A 13,426-nucleotide genomic window follows, 5' to 3' on the forward strand; every position below is an offset into this window, starting at 1 on the left:
CGATCATCGCGACTCGTGGCTCTCCTGGCCAAGGTCCGCGCTCCTGATCCCCGTGAGCGCACCGGCCAGCGCGAAGGCCACCGACGGCACCAGCAGGAACGCCTCCGCCACACCCCAGCTCCACACGGCCGGCGCGAGCAGGACGACCAGGCACAACCCCGGTGCGACCACCCACCCCTGTCGCGGCTCGTGACGCACGTCGAGCAACCAGACGTGCAGCGTCGCCGTCCCGGCCAGGCAGGCCAGGACCAGCAGCGGCTGCCACAAGATCGCGTAGGCCGCCATGCCGTCGCAGTGCGCGCTGTGCGTCTCGTACGGTTCCTCGAACCTGCAGGAGCCGGTGGACATGGCCATCCAGACCAGCGCGGTCGCCAGCACGCTCAGCAGACCGGCCGCAGCTCCGGTGAAAGCACGGACGAGCACGTTCACGACGTCCTCCTCCGGCCGGTGCACAACGCGCCCACCGCGTAGCCGACGCAGGCGGTGATCAGGTAAGCGCTCACGAGGAAGCGATCAACGTCGTCCCGGTACATGCCGTGCATCCGGAAGAACCGGACGTAGATGACTCCCACGAACAGCACGAACCACAGAGCGCTGCCGATTCCGGCCGCCCACCACCAGCGCTTCTCCCGCGTCACCCGGAAGCCCGCGTAGACCAGCGCCGCAGCGAGGACCATCCAAACCGAGAAGATCAGCCCGAACGTCAGGGGGAACACGGCACCACATCCGGCGCGGCCAGATCCCCCGTTGCAGTACTCCGAGGACGTGTACAGCGTCAGCAGGAACCCGGAACCGGCGAGGAGTCCGGCGACGGCACCGACAACAGTGCGCAACACCATGCGCCAAGAGCTACCTGATCTTCGAAGCGATCAGGCCGATCTGCACCGTTCCTCCACAGCACCTTCACCGGGTGAGCACGGCGATCAACGCGTACAACCCCGCGAAGACCAGAAAACCCAGGAACGGCACCGCGAGCAGGAACACCATCGCCACCACGGCCATGAGGGTCGCGGGCACGGCCACCAGCCACGCCCGCGACACCTTCGCAGAACTCAGGGCGAACCCGCCCAGGACCGCCGCCACCACCGCGAAGGCCGGCACGGTCATCACGAAGGTGCCGAGGCAGCCCCAGTCCTCGAACGAGCAGACCGCTCCCGAGGCGATGAGCTCGAACACTCCCCACCAGGCCAGGCCGAGGAGTGCACCCACTCCGGCAGCCAGCGCGACACGACGTCCCACGGCGTCAGCGGCTCACTCAGCGGTTCGACCGCACGCCCAGTAAAACGTCTTCCCACGAAGGGACGATGGGGTGGTTCTTCTTCCCCCGCTTCGGAGGAGGGTCCTTGCGCACCGGCTTCTCCGCCGCGGGCTCCTGCTCCTTCTTCACCGGTGGTGGAGGCGGGGCAGGCGCGGGCTCCGGCTCGGGCAGCTTCTCCTGAACCGGCTTCTCCGCCACGACCGGAGCAGGCGCCGGGGCGGGTGGGGGAGCCTGCGCCGGCACGGGCACCGGCTCCTCCGCGACGACGGGCGGCAGCACCGGAGTCGCCTCCAGGGCCTGCCGCGCCAGCTGCGTCACCGGACGCACCGTGCGCAGCGTCCGGTTCGGGTTCGGGTCCATGAGGTCGACCGCGGCGTCGTCCAGCGCCGTGACCGTGCCGCCCTGCGCACCGGGGTGGAACGCCCAGTGCGCCCGGTTGTCCGAGCGCCCGGTCTTCCAGTGCAGCTGCACGATCCAGCGGCCGTCGTCACCGCGCCACGAGTCCCACGACGTGTCGGACAGGTCGTGTCCGCGCAGGCCGAACGAGTGCGCGACGACCTCGCCGAGCGTCTGCACGTCGGGACCGTCCTCGCGGACCGGGTGTGCGCGCTGGGCCAGGTCGGCCGTGCGCGACCGCTCCAGGAGCACGGGGTAGGCGAAGCGCTCGATGCGGTGCGTCGGCATGCCCGCGGCAGCCGCGACCTGCTCGATCGACTCACCGGCGCGGATGCGGGCCTGGATCTCCCGCGGCCGCATCTGGGCCTCACCGGACTCGATCTGCATCTGGCCGAGACGGGCCAGGTCACCGCGCAGTGCCGCCCGGAGGCGCTCGTCAGCGGGGAGCGTGAAGCGCTCGCCGCGGTTTTCGGGGTCCTCGAGGATGACGGACTTGCCGTCCTCGTCGAGCCCGATGACTCGCAGCGCTCGCATCGTGGCCTCCCTGAATTCGCACCTCGCCAGCAGACAACGTTAGGACAACGAGCCCGCCAGGAGTGGGAGACTCGCCGATATCTCAACGTGATCTTGCCAGTTCACGAGGGCTGCCGCACGCCGGTTTCCGGAAGGTTCACCTGGACCACCAGGCCGCCTCCTCCGTTCGGGCGAGCCTTCGCTGAACCCTGATGTGCCTTCGCGACGGACCTCACGATCGACAGACCGAGGCCGGATCCGGCCGTTCCGGTGCGGTCGCGGAGCCTGCGGAACGGCTCGAAGAGCCCCGGCACCGCCTCCGCCGGCACGGTCGGACCGGTGTTCGTGACGACGAGTTCCCGATCAAGGCGGACCGTCACCGTTCCACCGGGTTTGTTGTAGAGCACGGCGTTGCGCAGCAGATTCCCGACGAGCTGCGCCAGCAGGACCGGGTCGCCCTCGACCAGGTACGGCCGGACCGACACGTCGAACGAGACCTCCTTCGAGGCCGCCAGCGCCGCGCACGACTCGACCTCGTCCTCGATCACCTCGTCCAGCCACACCAGCTCGCGCGCGGCCAGACCTCGGTCACTCCGCGCGAGCAGCAACAACCCGTCGATGAGCTTCTCGCTGCGCTCGTTCGTGTCGAGCAGATGCGCTCCGAGACGGCGGATCTCGTCCGTCGCGTCCGGCGCGGCCAACGCCACCTCGATCAACGTCCGTTGCACGGCCAACGGCGTGCGCAGCTCGTGCGAGGCGTTCGCGACGAACCGCTTCTGGCTGTCGAACGACGACGCGAGCCGGTCGAGCATCCCGTCGAACGTGTCCGCGAGCTCCTTGAGCTCGTCCGGCGGGCCCTCCAGCTCGATCCGCTGGTCCAGCCGCGTCGCCTCCAGGCGGTGCGCGGTCGTGGTGATCTCGTGCAACGGCGCCAGCACCCGGCCCGCCACCACCCAGCCGAGCCACACCGCGAGGATCGCCGCGACGACCAGTGCGATGACCGACTGCCAGAGCAGCCGGCCCAGCACGTCCGACTGGACCTGCTCGCCCGCGAGCACCGTGGTGTCCGCGGGCAGTTCGGTGACGGTCAGGATCTCGTTCGTCGGGTAGGGCAACGCCTGCCGCGCGACGGCGACCCCGCCGATGGCCGGTTGGAGCCACTCGGCGAGCAGGAAGTAGTTGAGCCCGATCAGCGCGATGCCCGCGATCAGGAACACCCCGGCGTACCAGGCCGTCAGCCTGGTCCGCAGCCTCACGTGCCGAACCGGTAGCCGGCACCGGGCACGGTCTCGATGACCTGCGGCGAGCCCAGCTTGCGGCGCAGCGTCATCACCGCCACCCGCACGGCGTTGGTGAACGGGTCGGCGTGCTCGTCCCACGCCTTCTCCAGCAGCTCCTCGGCGCTCACGACATTGCCCTCCGCCCTCATCAAGACCTCCAGCACGGCGAACTCCTTGGGTGAGAGCGCCAGGAACCTCCCGTTGCGCGACGCCTGGTGCCGCGGCAGGTCGAGCGTCACGCCCGCGCGTTCGAGCACCGGCGGCAAGGCCGGACGAGCCCGCCGGCCCAGCGCCTGCACGCGCGCCACGAGCTCGGCGAACGCGAACGGCTTGGTCAGGTAGTCGTCGGCACCGAGCCCCAGCCCCGCCACCCGATCGTCGACCTCGGCCGCCGCGGTCAGCATCAGCACCCGCGCCTCGCCACCGGTCGCGTGCACCGCCTTGCACACCTCGTCGCCGTGCACGAGCGGCAGGTCGCGGTCGAGCACCACCACGTCGTACGCGTGCACCCCCACCCGCTCCAACGCCGCCTCGCCGTCGTAACAGACGTCGACCGCCATCGAGAACCTGCGCAGTCCCTCGGCGATCGTGTCCGCGAGCAGCTGTTCGTCCTCGACCACCAGCACGCGCATGACACCTATTTTCCGCCCGTCACGGATAAGCGCCGGATAAAGGCTTTCGCTTAACGCCCCCGAATGACCGCCTCCGTAGACCTGTCGTCGTGAAATCCACCATCGCAGTGCTGCTGGCCCTGCTCATGGCGCTCACCGCGTGCGGCGCGAAAGAGCAGTCGAACGCCGGCAAGGAGAACAAGGAAGACCCGATCAAGTTCGCCCAGTGCATGCGGGAGAACGGGGTCAACATGCCGGACCCGAAGGAGGGTGAGGGCGGAGGTGTGGTCATCGAGGCCTCGCCCGGAGACAGCGGTCCGCTGGACGAGGGCAAGTTCAAGAGCGCGCACGAGGCCTGCAAGCAGTACCTGAAGGACGGCGGCGAGTTCAAACCGCCGTCGCCGGAGGAGCAGGACAAGATGCGTCAGCAGGCCAAGTGCATGCGGGACAAGGGTTACAACTGGCCCGACCCGAAGTTCGAGGGCGGCGGCGCGGCGGAGACCATGGAACTGCCGAACCTGGACGACGACAAGGTCAAGCAGGACATGAAGGACTGCGGCCTGCCTGAGATGCGGATGGGCCGGGCCGTCGGATGAAGCGCAGGAAGATTCTGATCGCCACCCTCGTGGCCGCGGTGGTGCTCGGCACAGGTTCGGTCGTGGTGCTCACGAGAGTCGCGGCCAACCGGGCCAACGCCGAGCCGTTGCGGAACGACCCGTCGAAGACCGCGCCGGTGAAGAAGACGAACCTGGCCGACCAGCAGTCGGTGAACGGCCAGCTCGGCTTCGGCGCGGATCGCGGTGTGGCAGGCCGGAAAAGCGGCACCGTCACCGGCCTGCCTGCCCAGGGTTCCGTCATCGAGCAGGGCAAACCCGTGTACTGGGTGGACGCCAAACCTGTGCCGCTGTTCTACGGCACGATGCCGCTCTACCGCGACCTGGAACAGGGCATGTCGAACGGCCCCGACGTCAAGGTGGTGGAGGAGAACCTCGCCGCCCTGGGGTTCTCCGACTTCGGCAGCCCCGACGAGAAGTTCACCTACTACACGGCCACCGCGCTGAAGAAGTGGCAGAAGGCGAACGGCCTGGAGCAGAACGGAAAACTCGGTCAGGGCGATGTCGTCGTCCAGCCGGGCGCCGTCCGCGTCGCGTCACTGACGGGCCAGCTCGGCGCACCGGCCGGCGGCGACCTGATGAAGGTCACCGGCACCGAACGAGCGGTGACCGTCGAGCTGGACCAGGCCAAGCAGCGCCTCGCCAAGCAGGGCGAGAAGGTGGAGCTGTCGATCGTCGGCGGCAAGCCCACCACCGGCACGATCACCGGCATCACCCGCACCGCCGGCGACCCGAACCAGGGCCAGAAGCCGAAGATCGTGCTCACGATCTCCGTCGACGACCCGAAGGCCGCGGAAGGACTGGAGAGCGCGAACGTCACGGCGCTCTTCACGGTGGCCAAGAAGCAGAACGTGTTCGCCGTCCCGATCGGCGCGCTGCTCGCGTTGAACGAGGGCGGCTACGGCCTGGTCACCGAGGACGGCAAGACCATCCCGGTCACCGTGGGCATCTTCGCCAAGGGACAGGTCGAGGTGCAGGGCGAGGGCCTGCGCGAGGGCATGAAGGTGGTGACCACCGAGTGATCACCGTCGACCACGCGAGCCGCACGTATCCCGGTGGCGTGCAGGCGTTGCGCGACGTCTCTCTGACCGTCGGGGGCGGCGAGATGCTTGCGATCGTGGGTCCGTCCGGCTCGGGGAAGTCGACGCTGCTGCACCTGATGGGCACGCTCGACAAGCCGACCTCTGGCACGGTCGAGATCGACGGTCACGACGTGTCCTCGTTGTCGGACAACGACTTGTCGGCTCTGCGCGCCCGCACGATCGGGTTCGTGTTCCAGCAGTTCTTCCTCACGGATGGACTGTCGGCGATCGAGAACGTGGCGTCCGGACTCGTCTACGCCGGCGTGCCGCGCTCGAAGCGCCGTGCCCTCGCGATGTCCGCTTTGGACAGAGTGGGCCTGATCCACCGCGCGCTGCACCGGCCGCACGAGCTGTCCGGCGGCGAACGTCAGCGCGTCGCGATCGCACGTGCCGTCGTGAACACGCCGGGGATTCTCCTGGCCGACGAGCCGACCGGGAACCTCGACACGCAGAACGGCGCGGGAGTGCTGGAGTTGCTGGAGAAGCTGAACTCCGACGGCACCACGGTCGTGCTGATCACGCACGACCGGGACATCGCGGCGTGGGCGCCGCGTCGCATCGAGGTGCGGGACGGAGTGATCGTGTGATCGACCTGCTGCGCCTCGGCTTCTTCGGCATGCGCACCCGCCCGATGCGCGCGATCCTCTCCGCGCTGGGCATCGCGATCGGCATCGCCGCGGTCGTCGCCGTCGTCGGCATTCCCTCCTCCAGCGCCGCGGCGTTGCGGGAGAAGATGTCCAAACTGGGCACGAACCTGCTGACCGCCGCGCCGGGGCAGGACTTCTTCGGCCAGGACGCGAAGCTGCCGGAGACGGCGGTGCCGATGGCCAAGCGGATCGGCGCGGTGTCGGCGGCCAGTGCCACCGGCAAGATCTCCGCGAGCGTCCGCAAGAACGACCTCGTGCCCACGAGCGACACGCTCGGGTTGCAGGTGCAGGCGGCGGAGCAGGACCTGCTGAAGGTGCTGAACGCGGAGGTCCGCGCGGGCCGGTGGTTGTCGCCGGGCGAGAAGTCGGTGGTGCTCGGGGGCACCGCGGCCTCGCGTCTGGGCGTCGACAAGCCCGGGACGCAGCTGTGGATCGACGGCCAGTGGTTCACCGTCGTCGGCATCCTCGGGCCGTTGCCGCTCTCGCCGGAGATCGACAGGTCCGCGCTGATCGGCTGGGAGGCGGCGAAGGAGGCGTTCGGGTTCGAGGGACACGCCAACACGGTCTACGTGCGCACTTCGGAGGACCAGGTCGAGAACGTCCGCAAGCTCCTCGGCCCGACGCTGAACCCGCAGCAGTCCAACGAGGTCAAGGTGTCCAGGCCGTCCGAGGCGCTGGAGGCCCAGCAGTTGGCGGAGAGCTCCTACAACGCGCTGTTCCTGGGACTGGGCGGAGTCGCGTTGTTGGTGGGAGGCGTCGGCGTGGCGAACACGATGGTGATCTCGGTGCTGGAACGGCGCAGGGAGATCGGTCTGCGGCGGGCGCTCGGGGCGACCCGGCGGCAGATCAGGTGGCAGTTCCTCACCGAGTCGGTGCTGCTGTCCGGCCTCGGCGGGCTGGTCGGCGTGATCGTCGGAATCGCGGTCACGGCCGGATATTCGATCAGCCAGAAGTGGCCGGCGGCACTGCCCTGGCCCGCCCTGCTCGGGGGAGTGGGCGCGGCCGTCGCCATCGGCGCCATCGCCGGCGTTTATCCAGCGGTGCGGGCGGCTCGCCAGTCGCCCACGGAAGCACTCGCCTGAGAGAGGGGGCGCACCGATCCGCCGATGGTGCCCTCCCGTACGGAAACGACGAACGGCGCTTTTGTGCACCTGGGGTGGACAAAAGCGCCGTTCGTCACGTGATCAGAGCTGGCCGACGACCCAGTCGATGGCCTGCGTCAGGATCGTGACGTCGTTCGGCTCGATGGCCGGGAACATCGCGACCCGCAGCTGGTTCTTGCCGAGCTTGCGGTACGGCTCGACGTCGACGATCCCGTTGGCGCGCAACACCTTCGCCACGGTGGCGGCGTCCACGTCGTCGGAGAAGTTGATCGTGCCGACGACCTGCGAGCGGTCAGCGGCCTTCTCCACGTACGGCGTGGTGTAGGCGGTCTTCTCGGCCCACGAGTACAGCCGGTCGCTCGAGTCCTTGGTGCGCGCGACCGACCACTCGAGACCACCGTTGCCGTTGATCCAGTCGATCTGGTGCGCCAGCAGGAAGAGCGTGGCGACCGACGGCGTGTTGTACGTCTGGTCCTTCGTGGAGTTGTCGAGCGCCGTCGGCAGCGACAGGAACTCCGGCACCCAACGGTCCTTGAGCTCCTCGACGCGGGCCAGCGCGGCGGGCGACATCAGGGCGAGCCACAGGCCGCCGTCGCTCGCGAACGACTTCTGCGGCGCGAAGTAGTAGACGTCGAAGTCCTCGGCCTTGACCGGCAGGCCACCCGCGCCGGACGTGGCGTCGATCGCGATGAGCGCGTCACCTGCCCCGTCGATGCGGGTGACCGGCATGGCCACACCGGTCGAGGTCTCGTTCTGCGCCCAGCCCACCAGGTCGGCACCCTCGGCGTAGAAGAGCTCGGGCGCCGTGCCAGGCTCGGCCTTGGTGACCAGCGAGTCCTTCAGGAACGGCGCGGTCTGCGTGACCTTGGCGAACTTCGACGAGAACTCACCGTTGGTGAAGTGCTGAGCGGTCTCCCGCACGAGCCCGAACGACGCCGCGTCCCAGAACGCCGTGGTGCCACCGTTGCCGAGCACGACCTCGTAGCCCTCGGGCAGCTGGAAGAGCTCGCGCAGCCCGGAACGCACTCGGCCGACGAGGTTCTTGACGGGCTTCTGCCGGTGAGACGTGCCGAGCAGGGCCGCACCCTCGGACGCGAGAGCCTGCACGGCCTCGGGGCGCACCTTGGACGGCCCGCAGCCGAAGCGGCCGTCGGACGGCTTGAGCTCGGCGGGAAGCACCAACGTGGTCGGATCGGCGGTCTGGGTCATGTGGTCACGCCTCCGGGGCGATCGACTGTGCTTGGGGGACCTGACCGGCGCCGTTGCCGGAGTTCACAGTGTTGCAGGCGGGTGGCCGGGAGGTGTCAGCCGGGTGTCCTGGGTCACTGTCCACTGACGACCCGGAGTTGATCATGGCGGGTGATTTGTGTACCGTCCGCAACCTCTGCTGGAAAAAGAACTACGGAGGGTTAGCTCGGTGTTGCGGATGTGGGCTGACATGGGTGGGAACTCCGGCACCACGGACGAGGACGACTGACCCTCCTTCGTCAGCTGCGTGAGCTCGCGTGCTGATTCTTCCTGAGCTCCAGCCGTGCGCCGGCGCGTTGCCGTACGGGCGGGTTGGACAGTTCCCAGGTGATGATGCGCCTGTCCAGGTCGTCCGAGGTCTTGGTCAGGTCGTAACCGACGTCGAGCGGACCGATCGGTTCCAGGTAGACGTCGTCGCCGGGCGGCAGGACGATCCGGTAGACGGCGTGCGTGACCGGCTGCGCGAACATGAGCGTGAACTCGTCCGGTGATCCGTCGACCAGGGGCTGACACCGCTTCGGCCAGTGCAGCTCGATGACGACCGAGATCTCGGCGCCTTCCCGCGGCGGCTCGTGGAAGTGGATCACTGCCGACACGACGCCGTCCTTCGGCCACGACAGGGTCGTGTGGAGGGTGGTGCCGGAAGAGCCGTCCACGAGAAGAGTGCGCACGGTCATCTTGACCTGACGTCGATACCTGGCTGATTGCGGCCAACCGCAGCCGAACTTCATCCGGATGAAGAAGAGGTCGGGCCCCAGAGGGCGGAGTTTGATCGTCAACTTCGTGTCCGCGTCGCCGCCGTCACGGATGACGATGGTTTCCTTCCATTCGAGAATCTGATAGCTGGGCCGCACTTTGTCGAGCTGGTTGCAGTAGCGGGACAGCAGCTCCCTTTGCACCGCCTGTTCGCGGCGTTCGGCACCGAGACTCGTCATCAGCGCGATTCCGGCGACCGCGATGAGGAGGATGGCCGCCACCAGGGCGCCGGACTTGATGGCGGTGCTGCCGAGGACCGCGCCCAGCAGCACGGCGAACGACATGATGCCCAGCACGGCTTTCGCCACCGCCGGTGTGCCGCGGGTCTGGAGGAATTCCTCCAGAAAAAGAATTGTCTCTCGCAGCACCTGTTCCCCCGACGATGTCGCGACAGCGCAGGTGACTGCCCGTGGTAGTCGAATGAACAGATTCTTGCGCCGATGTGCGGTTCGTGAGAGTGCGGCACTCGAACGGCCGCCGCGGCGATAGGCGCTTTCACCGTTGTGCACTAATCCGGTGACATCATCGCGTTACTGGAGCATGCCCCGATCCATCGCCGTGGTGACCGCCGCCGTCCGATCGGACACCCCGAGCTTGTTGAACATCCTCAACAGGTGGGTCTTCACGGTCGCCTCCGAGATGAACAACGTCCGTCCGATCTCGACGTTCGACATCCCCTTCGCGACCAGCCGCAACACCTCGGCCTCCCGCGCGGACAGCGGCGGCGTGCGCACCTGGCCGACGACCTTCGCCACCATCGACGGCGCCAGCACCGTCTCCCCCCGAGAAGCCGCCCGGATCGCCGCGATCAGGTCCTCGGTGGTCGAGTCCTTCAGCAGGTACCCCGACGCGCCGGCCTCCACCGCGCGGAGGATGTCCGAGTCGGTCTCGTACGTGGTCAGAACGAGCACCCGCGGACCGGTTCCGACGATCCGGGCGGTGGCCGCCACGCCGTCCATCTCCGGCATGCGCAGGTCCATCAGCACGACGTCCGGCTTCAAAGCAGCAGCCAAAGAGATGGCCTCGGAGCCTGAACCGGCGTCGCCGACCACGACGAGGTCGTCGGCCACGAGCATTCCGCGCAGGCCCTGACGCACCACGGGGTGGTCGTCCACCAGCAGAATCCTGATCACAGCGGTACCTCCACCAGCACCGACGCCCCCTCGTCCGACGACAGGGAGAGCGTCCCACCCACCTGTTCCAGCCGTGCGCGCATGCCGCGCAGGCCGAAGCCTTCCAGAGCGTCGCCGAACCCGCGGCCGTCGTCCCGCACCTCCAGTGAGACGCCGTCGGAGTCGAACCTCATCACCACGTCGACCCGCGAGGCGCCCGAGTGCCGCGTCACGTTGTTCAGGGCCTCCTGGACGGTGCGCAGCAGGACCACCTCGACCGCCGTCGGCAACGACACGGGGTCGCCGATCACCCGGAACGAAGACGGCAGCGCCACCCCGGAAACCAAGCGCCGCAACGCGTCTTCCAGCGACGAACCGTCCAGTGGCGACGGTGCGTTCGAGGCCACCAGGGCCCTGGCCTCGCGGAGGTTCTCCCGCGCGGTCTGCAGTGCCAGTCCGACGTTGGGCTCTGCGCCCTGCAGCAGCGTGATGATCGACGTGAAGCCCTGCGCCAGCGTGTCGTGGATGTCGGCCGACCAGCGGGCCCGTTCGGCTTCGATGGTCAGCGCCTCGATGCGTTCCAGCAGCTCGCCGCGTTGCTTGTTCTGGTGGGCGATCCTGCTGATCGCCCAGCCGAACGCCTGGGAGAAGCCGATGATCAGCAACGCCGCTGCCCACGGCAGTGCCGCGTCGGAACCAGCCAGCCAGGTCAGGATCTGCGGCGTGAACACGAAGACGGCCGCGGGGTAGATCGCCCACGAGAGCGGCAGGACCATGTAGATCTGCGGTACCAGGCCGAACAGTGCGAACGTGGCGTTGCCGGTCAGCCAGACCGCCGGGGCCCACGTGACGAGCGAACCCGCCGCGTAGACGAAGCCGCGCCAGTCGTCCTCGCCGCGTTCGACCAGTTTCTTGCCGTACGCGACGAACCACAGGGCGTTCAGGACGAGCAACCCCGCCGCCGAGAGACGCTCGGCGAGGGGGTCGCGGTCCAGCATCACGATCACCAGCGTGGTGACCTGGGTGATCGTGAAGAGCACGTACCAGGTGATCAGCTGGTTGTGTTGCTCCAGCGGAAGGTGCGCGTCACCAGCAGCAGACCTGCGATCGTCCACGCCCCGAGCACCAGCGCGATCTTGCCGAGCTCCCATGATCCCGCCGCCTCCATGACCGCGTAGCCGTCGTCCAGTGCGAACACCGAGCGGAAACCCTGACACACCCACTTCAACGGGAAGAGCGAACCCGTGACCCGCAGCGACTCCGGCAGCACCGCCTGGCTGATGAACACGCCGGACAGGAACTGCAGCACGATGTACGGCAGGTTCAGCACGCCCGCGGCGTTGCGGGTGGACTTGGCGATCGAGCTCAGCGCGACACCGATCAGCGAGCACGAGATCACGCCGAGCACGAACACCCAGCCGAACGTGAACCACTTCTGGGCGGTGGAAGGCAGTTCCACGTCGAACCGAAGCATCGCGACGGCCATCAGCAGCACGGCCTCGACCAGGCTCGACACGAAGACCAGGACGATCTTGCCGATGAAGTAGGACGTGAACGGCATCGGCGTGCCGCGCAGGCGCTTCAGGGTGCCGTCCTCGCGGTCGGCCACGACGCTCATGCCCAGGCCGACGAACGACGTCGAGATGATGCCGGCGCCGATCATGCTGGCCGCGAACATCTGGCCTGCCGCCGGTTCCTTCACGTAGACCGTGCCGAGCAGCAGCATCAGGATCGCGGGCAGCGACACCGTGAAGATGAGGTTTTCCTTCTGCCGGAAGAACTCCCGCAGCTCGGTCGCACCCCTCGAGAGACCGAGCGAGAAGGTTCCGGGCAGAGTGGCAACGGCGGTCACGCGATCAGCTCCAGGTAGACGTCTTCCAGCGACGGACGGGTGACGGTGAGCTCGGCGAGCTCGCCGTGGCGCGACAGCTCGGCGATCACCTTGGTGGGCTCGGAGGTGCGGACCTCCTGGTAGCCGCGGTCGCTGAGCCAGCGCACGGTGGCGTCGGCGTGGGCGCGGCCGTTCAACGTCTGCGGCGTGCCCTCGGCGACGATCCGGCCGCCCGCGAGCACGGCCACGCGGTCGGCGAGCGCCTCGGCCTCGTCGAGGTAGTGCGTGGTCAGCAGGATCGTGGTGCCCTCGGCGGCCAGCGACTTGATCAGGCCCCAGAAGTGCCGGCGCGCCTCCGGGTCGAAGCCCGTGGTCGGCTCGTCCAGGAACACCAGCTCGGGGCGGCCGATGATGCCGAGCGCCACGTCCAGCCGCCGGCGCTGACCTCCGGACAACGTGCCGGCGCGGGACTTCGCCTTCTCGGCCAGCCCGACGAGCTCGATCACCTCGTCCGGATCACGCGGGTCGGCGTAGTACTTCGCGTAGTGCCGCACGGCCTCGTGCACGGTGAGGTTCGCGGCGTCGCTCGCGCTCTGCAGGACGATCCCGAGCCGCGACCGCCACACCCGGCCGGCCCTGGCGGGGTCGTCCCCCAGCACGCTCACCTCACCGGCGTCCCGGCCGCGGTGCCCCTCCAGGATCTCCACCGTCGTCGTCTTCCCGGCGCCGTTCGGTCCGAGGACCGCGAACACCTCGCCCCGTGCGACGTCGAGGTCCACCCCTGCCACCGCCTGGTGGCCCTTGTAGGCCTTCTTCAGGCCCCGCACTCGAATCGCGTTCATGGGGTGAATCCTGCGGTTTCGAGGGCACCTGCCGGGACGACCGCACCGCTGACTCCGGTTGTCAACCGGTCGGTGGACACGCGACCGTGTTTCGGCCGTGTTTCCACTCCTCGATAGCGAGCTTTCGCGTGTT

At 68.5% G+C, this 13,426-nt stretch carries 16 protein-coding genes; 4 read left to right on the forward strand and 12 right to left on the reverse strand.

Going from position 1 to position 13,426, the window contains the following annotated elements; all coding sequences use genetic code 11:
• Nucleotides 1-3: 3 nt before the first annotated feature.
• The 6 genes from AOM45_RS25615 to AOM45_RS25640 all read right to left on the reverse strand — a co-directional run bounded on the left by AOM45_RS25615 (nucleotide 4) and on the right by AOM45_RS25640 (nucleotide 4,079).
• Nucleotides 4-429, reverse strand: a complete 426-nt coding sequence (locus AOM45_RS25615; protein ID WP_156093824.1) for a hypothetical protein — start codon at nucleotides 427-429, stop codon at nucleotides 4-6.
• Nucleotides 426-839: a hypothetical protein gene (locus AOM45_RS25620; RefSeq protein WP_030467761.1), complete on the reverse strand. Its 414-nt coding sequence runs from the start codon at nucleotides 837-839 to the stop codon at nucleotides 426-428. Before AOM45_RS25620 ends, AOM45_RS25615 begins: the two co-directional genes overlap by 4 nt.
• A 64-nt stretch (nucleotides 840-903) precedes the next feature.
• Nucleotides 904-1,239 carry a hypothetical protein gene (locus AOM45_RS25625; protein WP_030467760.1) on the reverse strand — a complete coding sequence of 112 codons (336 nt, stop codon included), beginning with the start codon at nucleotides 1,237-1,239 and terminating at the stop codon, nucleotides 904-906.
• A 16-nt stretch (nucleotides 1,240-1,255) separates the two neighbouring features.
• Entirely contained in the window at nucleotides 1,256-2,188 is a 933-nt protein-coding gene (sepH, locus tag AOM45_RS25630; RefSeq protein ID WP_030467759.1) for a septation protein SepH, read from the reverse strand.
• A 101-nt stretch (nucleotides 2,189-2,289) separates the two neighbouring features.
• Nucleotides 2,290-3,423 carry a sensor histidine kinase gene (locus AOM45_RS25635; RefSeq protein ID WP_030467758.1) on the reverse strand — a complete coding sequence of 378 codons (1,134 nt, stop codon included), beginning with the start codon at nucleotides 3,421-3,423 and terminating at the stop codon, nucleotides 2,290-2,292.
• The gene (locus AOM45_RS25640; RefSeq protein ID WP_030467757.1) at nucleotides 3,420-4,079 is read right to left on the reverse strand and encodes a response regulator transcription factor; all 660 of its coding nucleotides are present in this window, start codon (nucleotides 4,077-4,079) and stop codon (nucleotides 3,420-3,422) included. Before AOM45_RS25640 ends, AOM45_RS25635 begins: the two co-directional genes overlap by 4 nt.
• An 89-nt stretch (nucleotides 4,080-4,168) precedes the next feature.
• On the opposite strand from AOM45_RS25640, the gene AOM45_RS25645 reads away from it, so the two are divergent.
• The 4 genes from AOM45_RS25645 to AOM45_RS25660 are packed head-to-tail and all read left to right on the forward strand — an operon-like array spanning nucleotide 4,169 to nucleotide 7,483.
• Nucleotides 4,169-4,654, forward strand: coding sequence for a hypothetical protein (locus tag AOM45_RS25645; RefSeq protein WP_051783395.1), 486 nt, complete (start codon nucleotides 4,169-4,171; stop codon nucleotides 4,652-4,654).
• Nucleotides 4,651-5,694, forward strand: coding sequence for a peptidoglycan-binding domain-containing protein (locus AOM45_RS52420; protein ID WP_030467755.1), 1,044 nt, complete (start codon nucleotides 4,651-4,653; stop codon nucleotides 5,692-5,694). The genes AOM45_RS25645 and AOM45_RS52420 overlap by 4 nt, the downstream gene beginning before the upstream one ends.
• The gene (locus AOM45_RS52425; protein WP_030467754.1) at nucleotides 5,691-6,341 is read left to right on the forward strand and encodes an ABC transporter ATP-binding protein; all 651 of its coding nucleotides are present in this window, start codon (nucleotides 5,691-5,693) and stop codon (nucleotides 6,339-6,341) included. Before AOM45_RS52420 ends, AOM45_RS52425 begins: the two co-directional genes overlap by 4 nt.
• 29 nt (nucleotides 6,342-6,370) lie before the next feature.
• Entirely contained in the window at nucleotides 6,371-7,483 is a 1,113-nt protein-coding gene (locus AOM45_RS25660; protein WP_081902144.1) for an ABC transporter permease, read from the forward strand.
• Between the two features lie 102 nt (nucleotides 7,484-7,585).
• Here AOM45_RS25660 and serC read toward each other — a convergent pair whose 3' ends face one another.
• The 6 genes from serC to AOM45_RS25690 form a co-directional block, all read right to left on the reverse strand.
• The gene (serC, locus tag AOM45_RS25665; RefSeq protein ID WP_030467752.1) at nucleotides 7,586-8,713 is read right to left on the reverse strand and encodes a phosphoserine transaminase; all 1,128 of its coding nucleotides are present in this window, start codon (nucleotides 8,711-8,713) and stop codon (nucleotides 7,586-7,588) included.
• Nucleotides 8,714-8,991: 278 nt separating this feature from the next.
• Nucleotides 8,992-9,876 carry a hypothetical protein gene (locus tag AOM45_RS25670; RefSeq protein ID WP_156093823.1) on the reverse strand — a complete coding sequence of 295 codons (885 nt, stop codon included), beginning with the start codon at nucleotides 9,874-9,876 and terminating at the stop codon, nucleotides 8,992-8,994.
• A 162-nt stretch (nucleotides 9,877-10,038) separates the two neighbouring features.
• Complete coding sequence (locus AOM45_RS25675) at nucleotides 10,039-10,641, reverse strand: response regulator (protein WP_030467750.1); 603 nt, start codon at nucleotides 10,639-10,641, stop codon at nucleotides 10,039-10,041.
• Nucleotides 10,638-11,735 carry a sensor histidine kinase gene (locus tag AOM45_RS25680; protein ID WP_051783391.1) on the reverse strand — a complete coding sequence of 366 codons (1,098 nt, stop codon included), beginning with the start codon at nucleotides 11,733-11,735 and terminating at the stop codon, nucleotides 10,638-10,640. Before AOM45_RS25680 ends, AOM45_RS25675 begins: the two co-directional genes overlap by 4 nt.
• A complete protein-coding gene (locus tag AOM45_RS25685; RefSeq protein ID WP_030467748.1) occupies nucleotides 11,672-12,472 on the reverse strand; it encodes an ABC transporter permease in 801 nt (266 codons plus the stop codon). The genes AOM45_RS25680 and AOM45_RS25685 overlap by 64 nt, the downstream gene beginning before the upstream one ends.
• Entirely contained in the window at nucleotides 12,469-13,293 is an 825-nt protein-coding gene (locus AOM45_RS25690; RefSeq protein WP_030467747.1) for an ABC transporter ATP-binding protein, read from the reverse strand. Before AOM45_RS25690 ends, AOM45_RS25685 begins: the two co-directional genes overlap by 4 nt.
• Between the last annotated feature and the right edge of the window lie 133 nt (nucleotides 13,294-13,426).

The sequence above is a fragment of the Lentzea aerocolonigenes genome (assembly GCF_000974445.1).
Lineage (GTDB): Bacteria > Actinomycetota > Actinomycetes > Mycobacteriales > Pseudonocardiaceae > Lentzea > Lentzea aerocolonigenes.

Excerpts from the sequence above, each read along its gene's own strand:
- AOM45_RS25620 (WP_030467761.1), bottom strand. The coding sequence starts at position 839 with ATGGTGTTGCGCACTGTTGTCGGTGCCGTCGCCGGACTCCTCGCCGGT.
- sepH (WP_030467759.1), bottom strand. The coding sequence starts at position 2,188 with ATGCGAGCGCTGCGAGTCATCGGGCTCGACGAGGACGGCAAGTCCGTC.
- AOM45_RS25640 (WP_030467757.1), bottom strand. The coding sequence starts at position 4,079 with ATGCGCGTGCTGGTGGTCGAGGACGAACAGCTGCTCGCGGACACGATC.
- AOM45_RS52420 (WP_030467755.1), top strand. The coding sequence starts at position 4,651 with ATGAAGCGCAGGAAGATTCTGATCGCCACCCTCGTGGCCGCGGTGGTG.
- AOM45_RS25660 (WP_081902144.1), top strand. The coding sequence starts at position 6,371 with ATGCGCACCCGCCCGATGCGCGCGATCCTCTCCGCGCTGGGCATCGCG.
- serC (WP_030467752.1), bottom strand. The coding sequence starts at position 8,713 with ATGACCCAGACCGCCGATCCGACCACGTTGGTGCTTCCCGCCGAGCTC.
- AOM45_RS25690 (WP_030467747.1), bottom strand. The coding sequence starts at position 13,293 with ATGAACGCGATTCGAGTGCGGGGCCTGAAGAAGGCCTACAAGGGCCAC.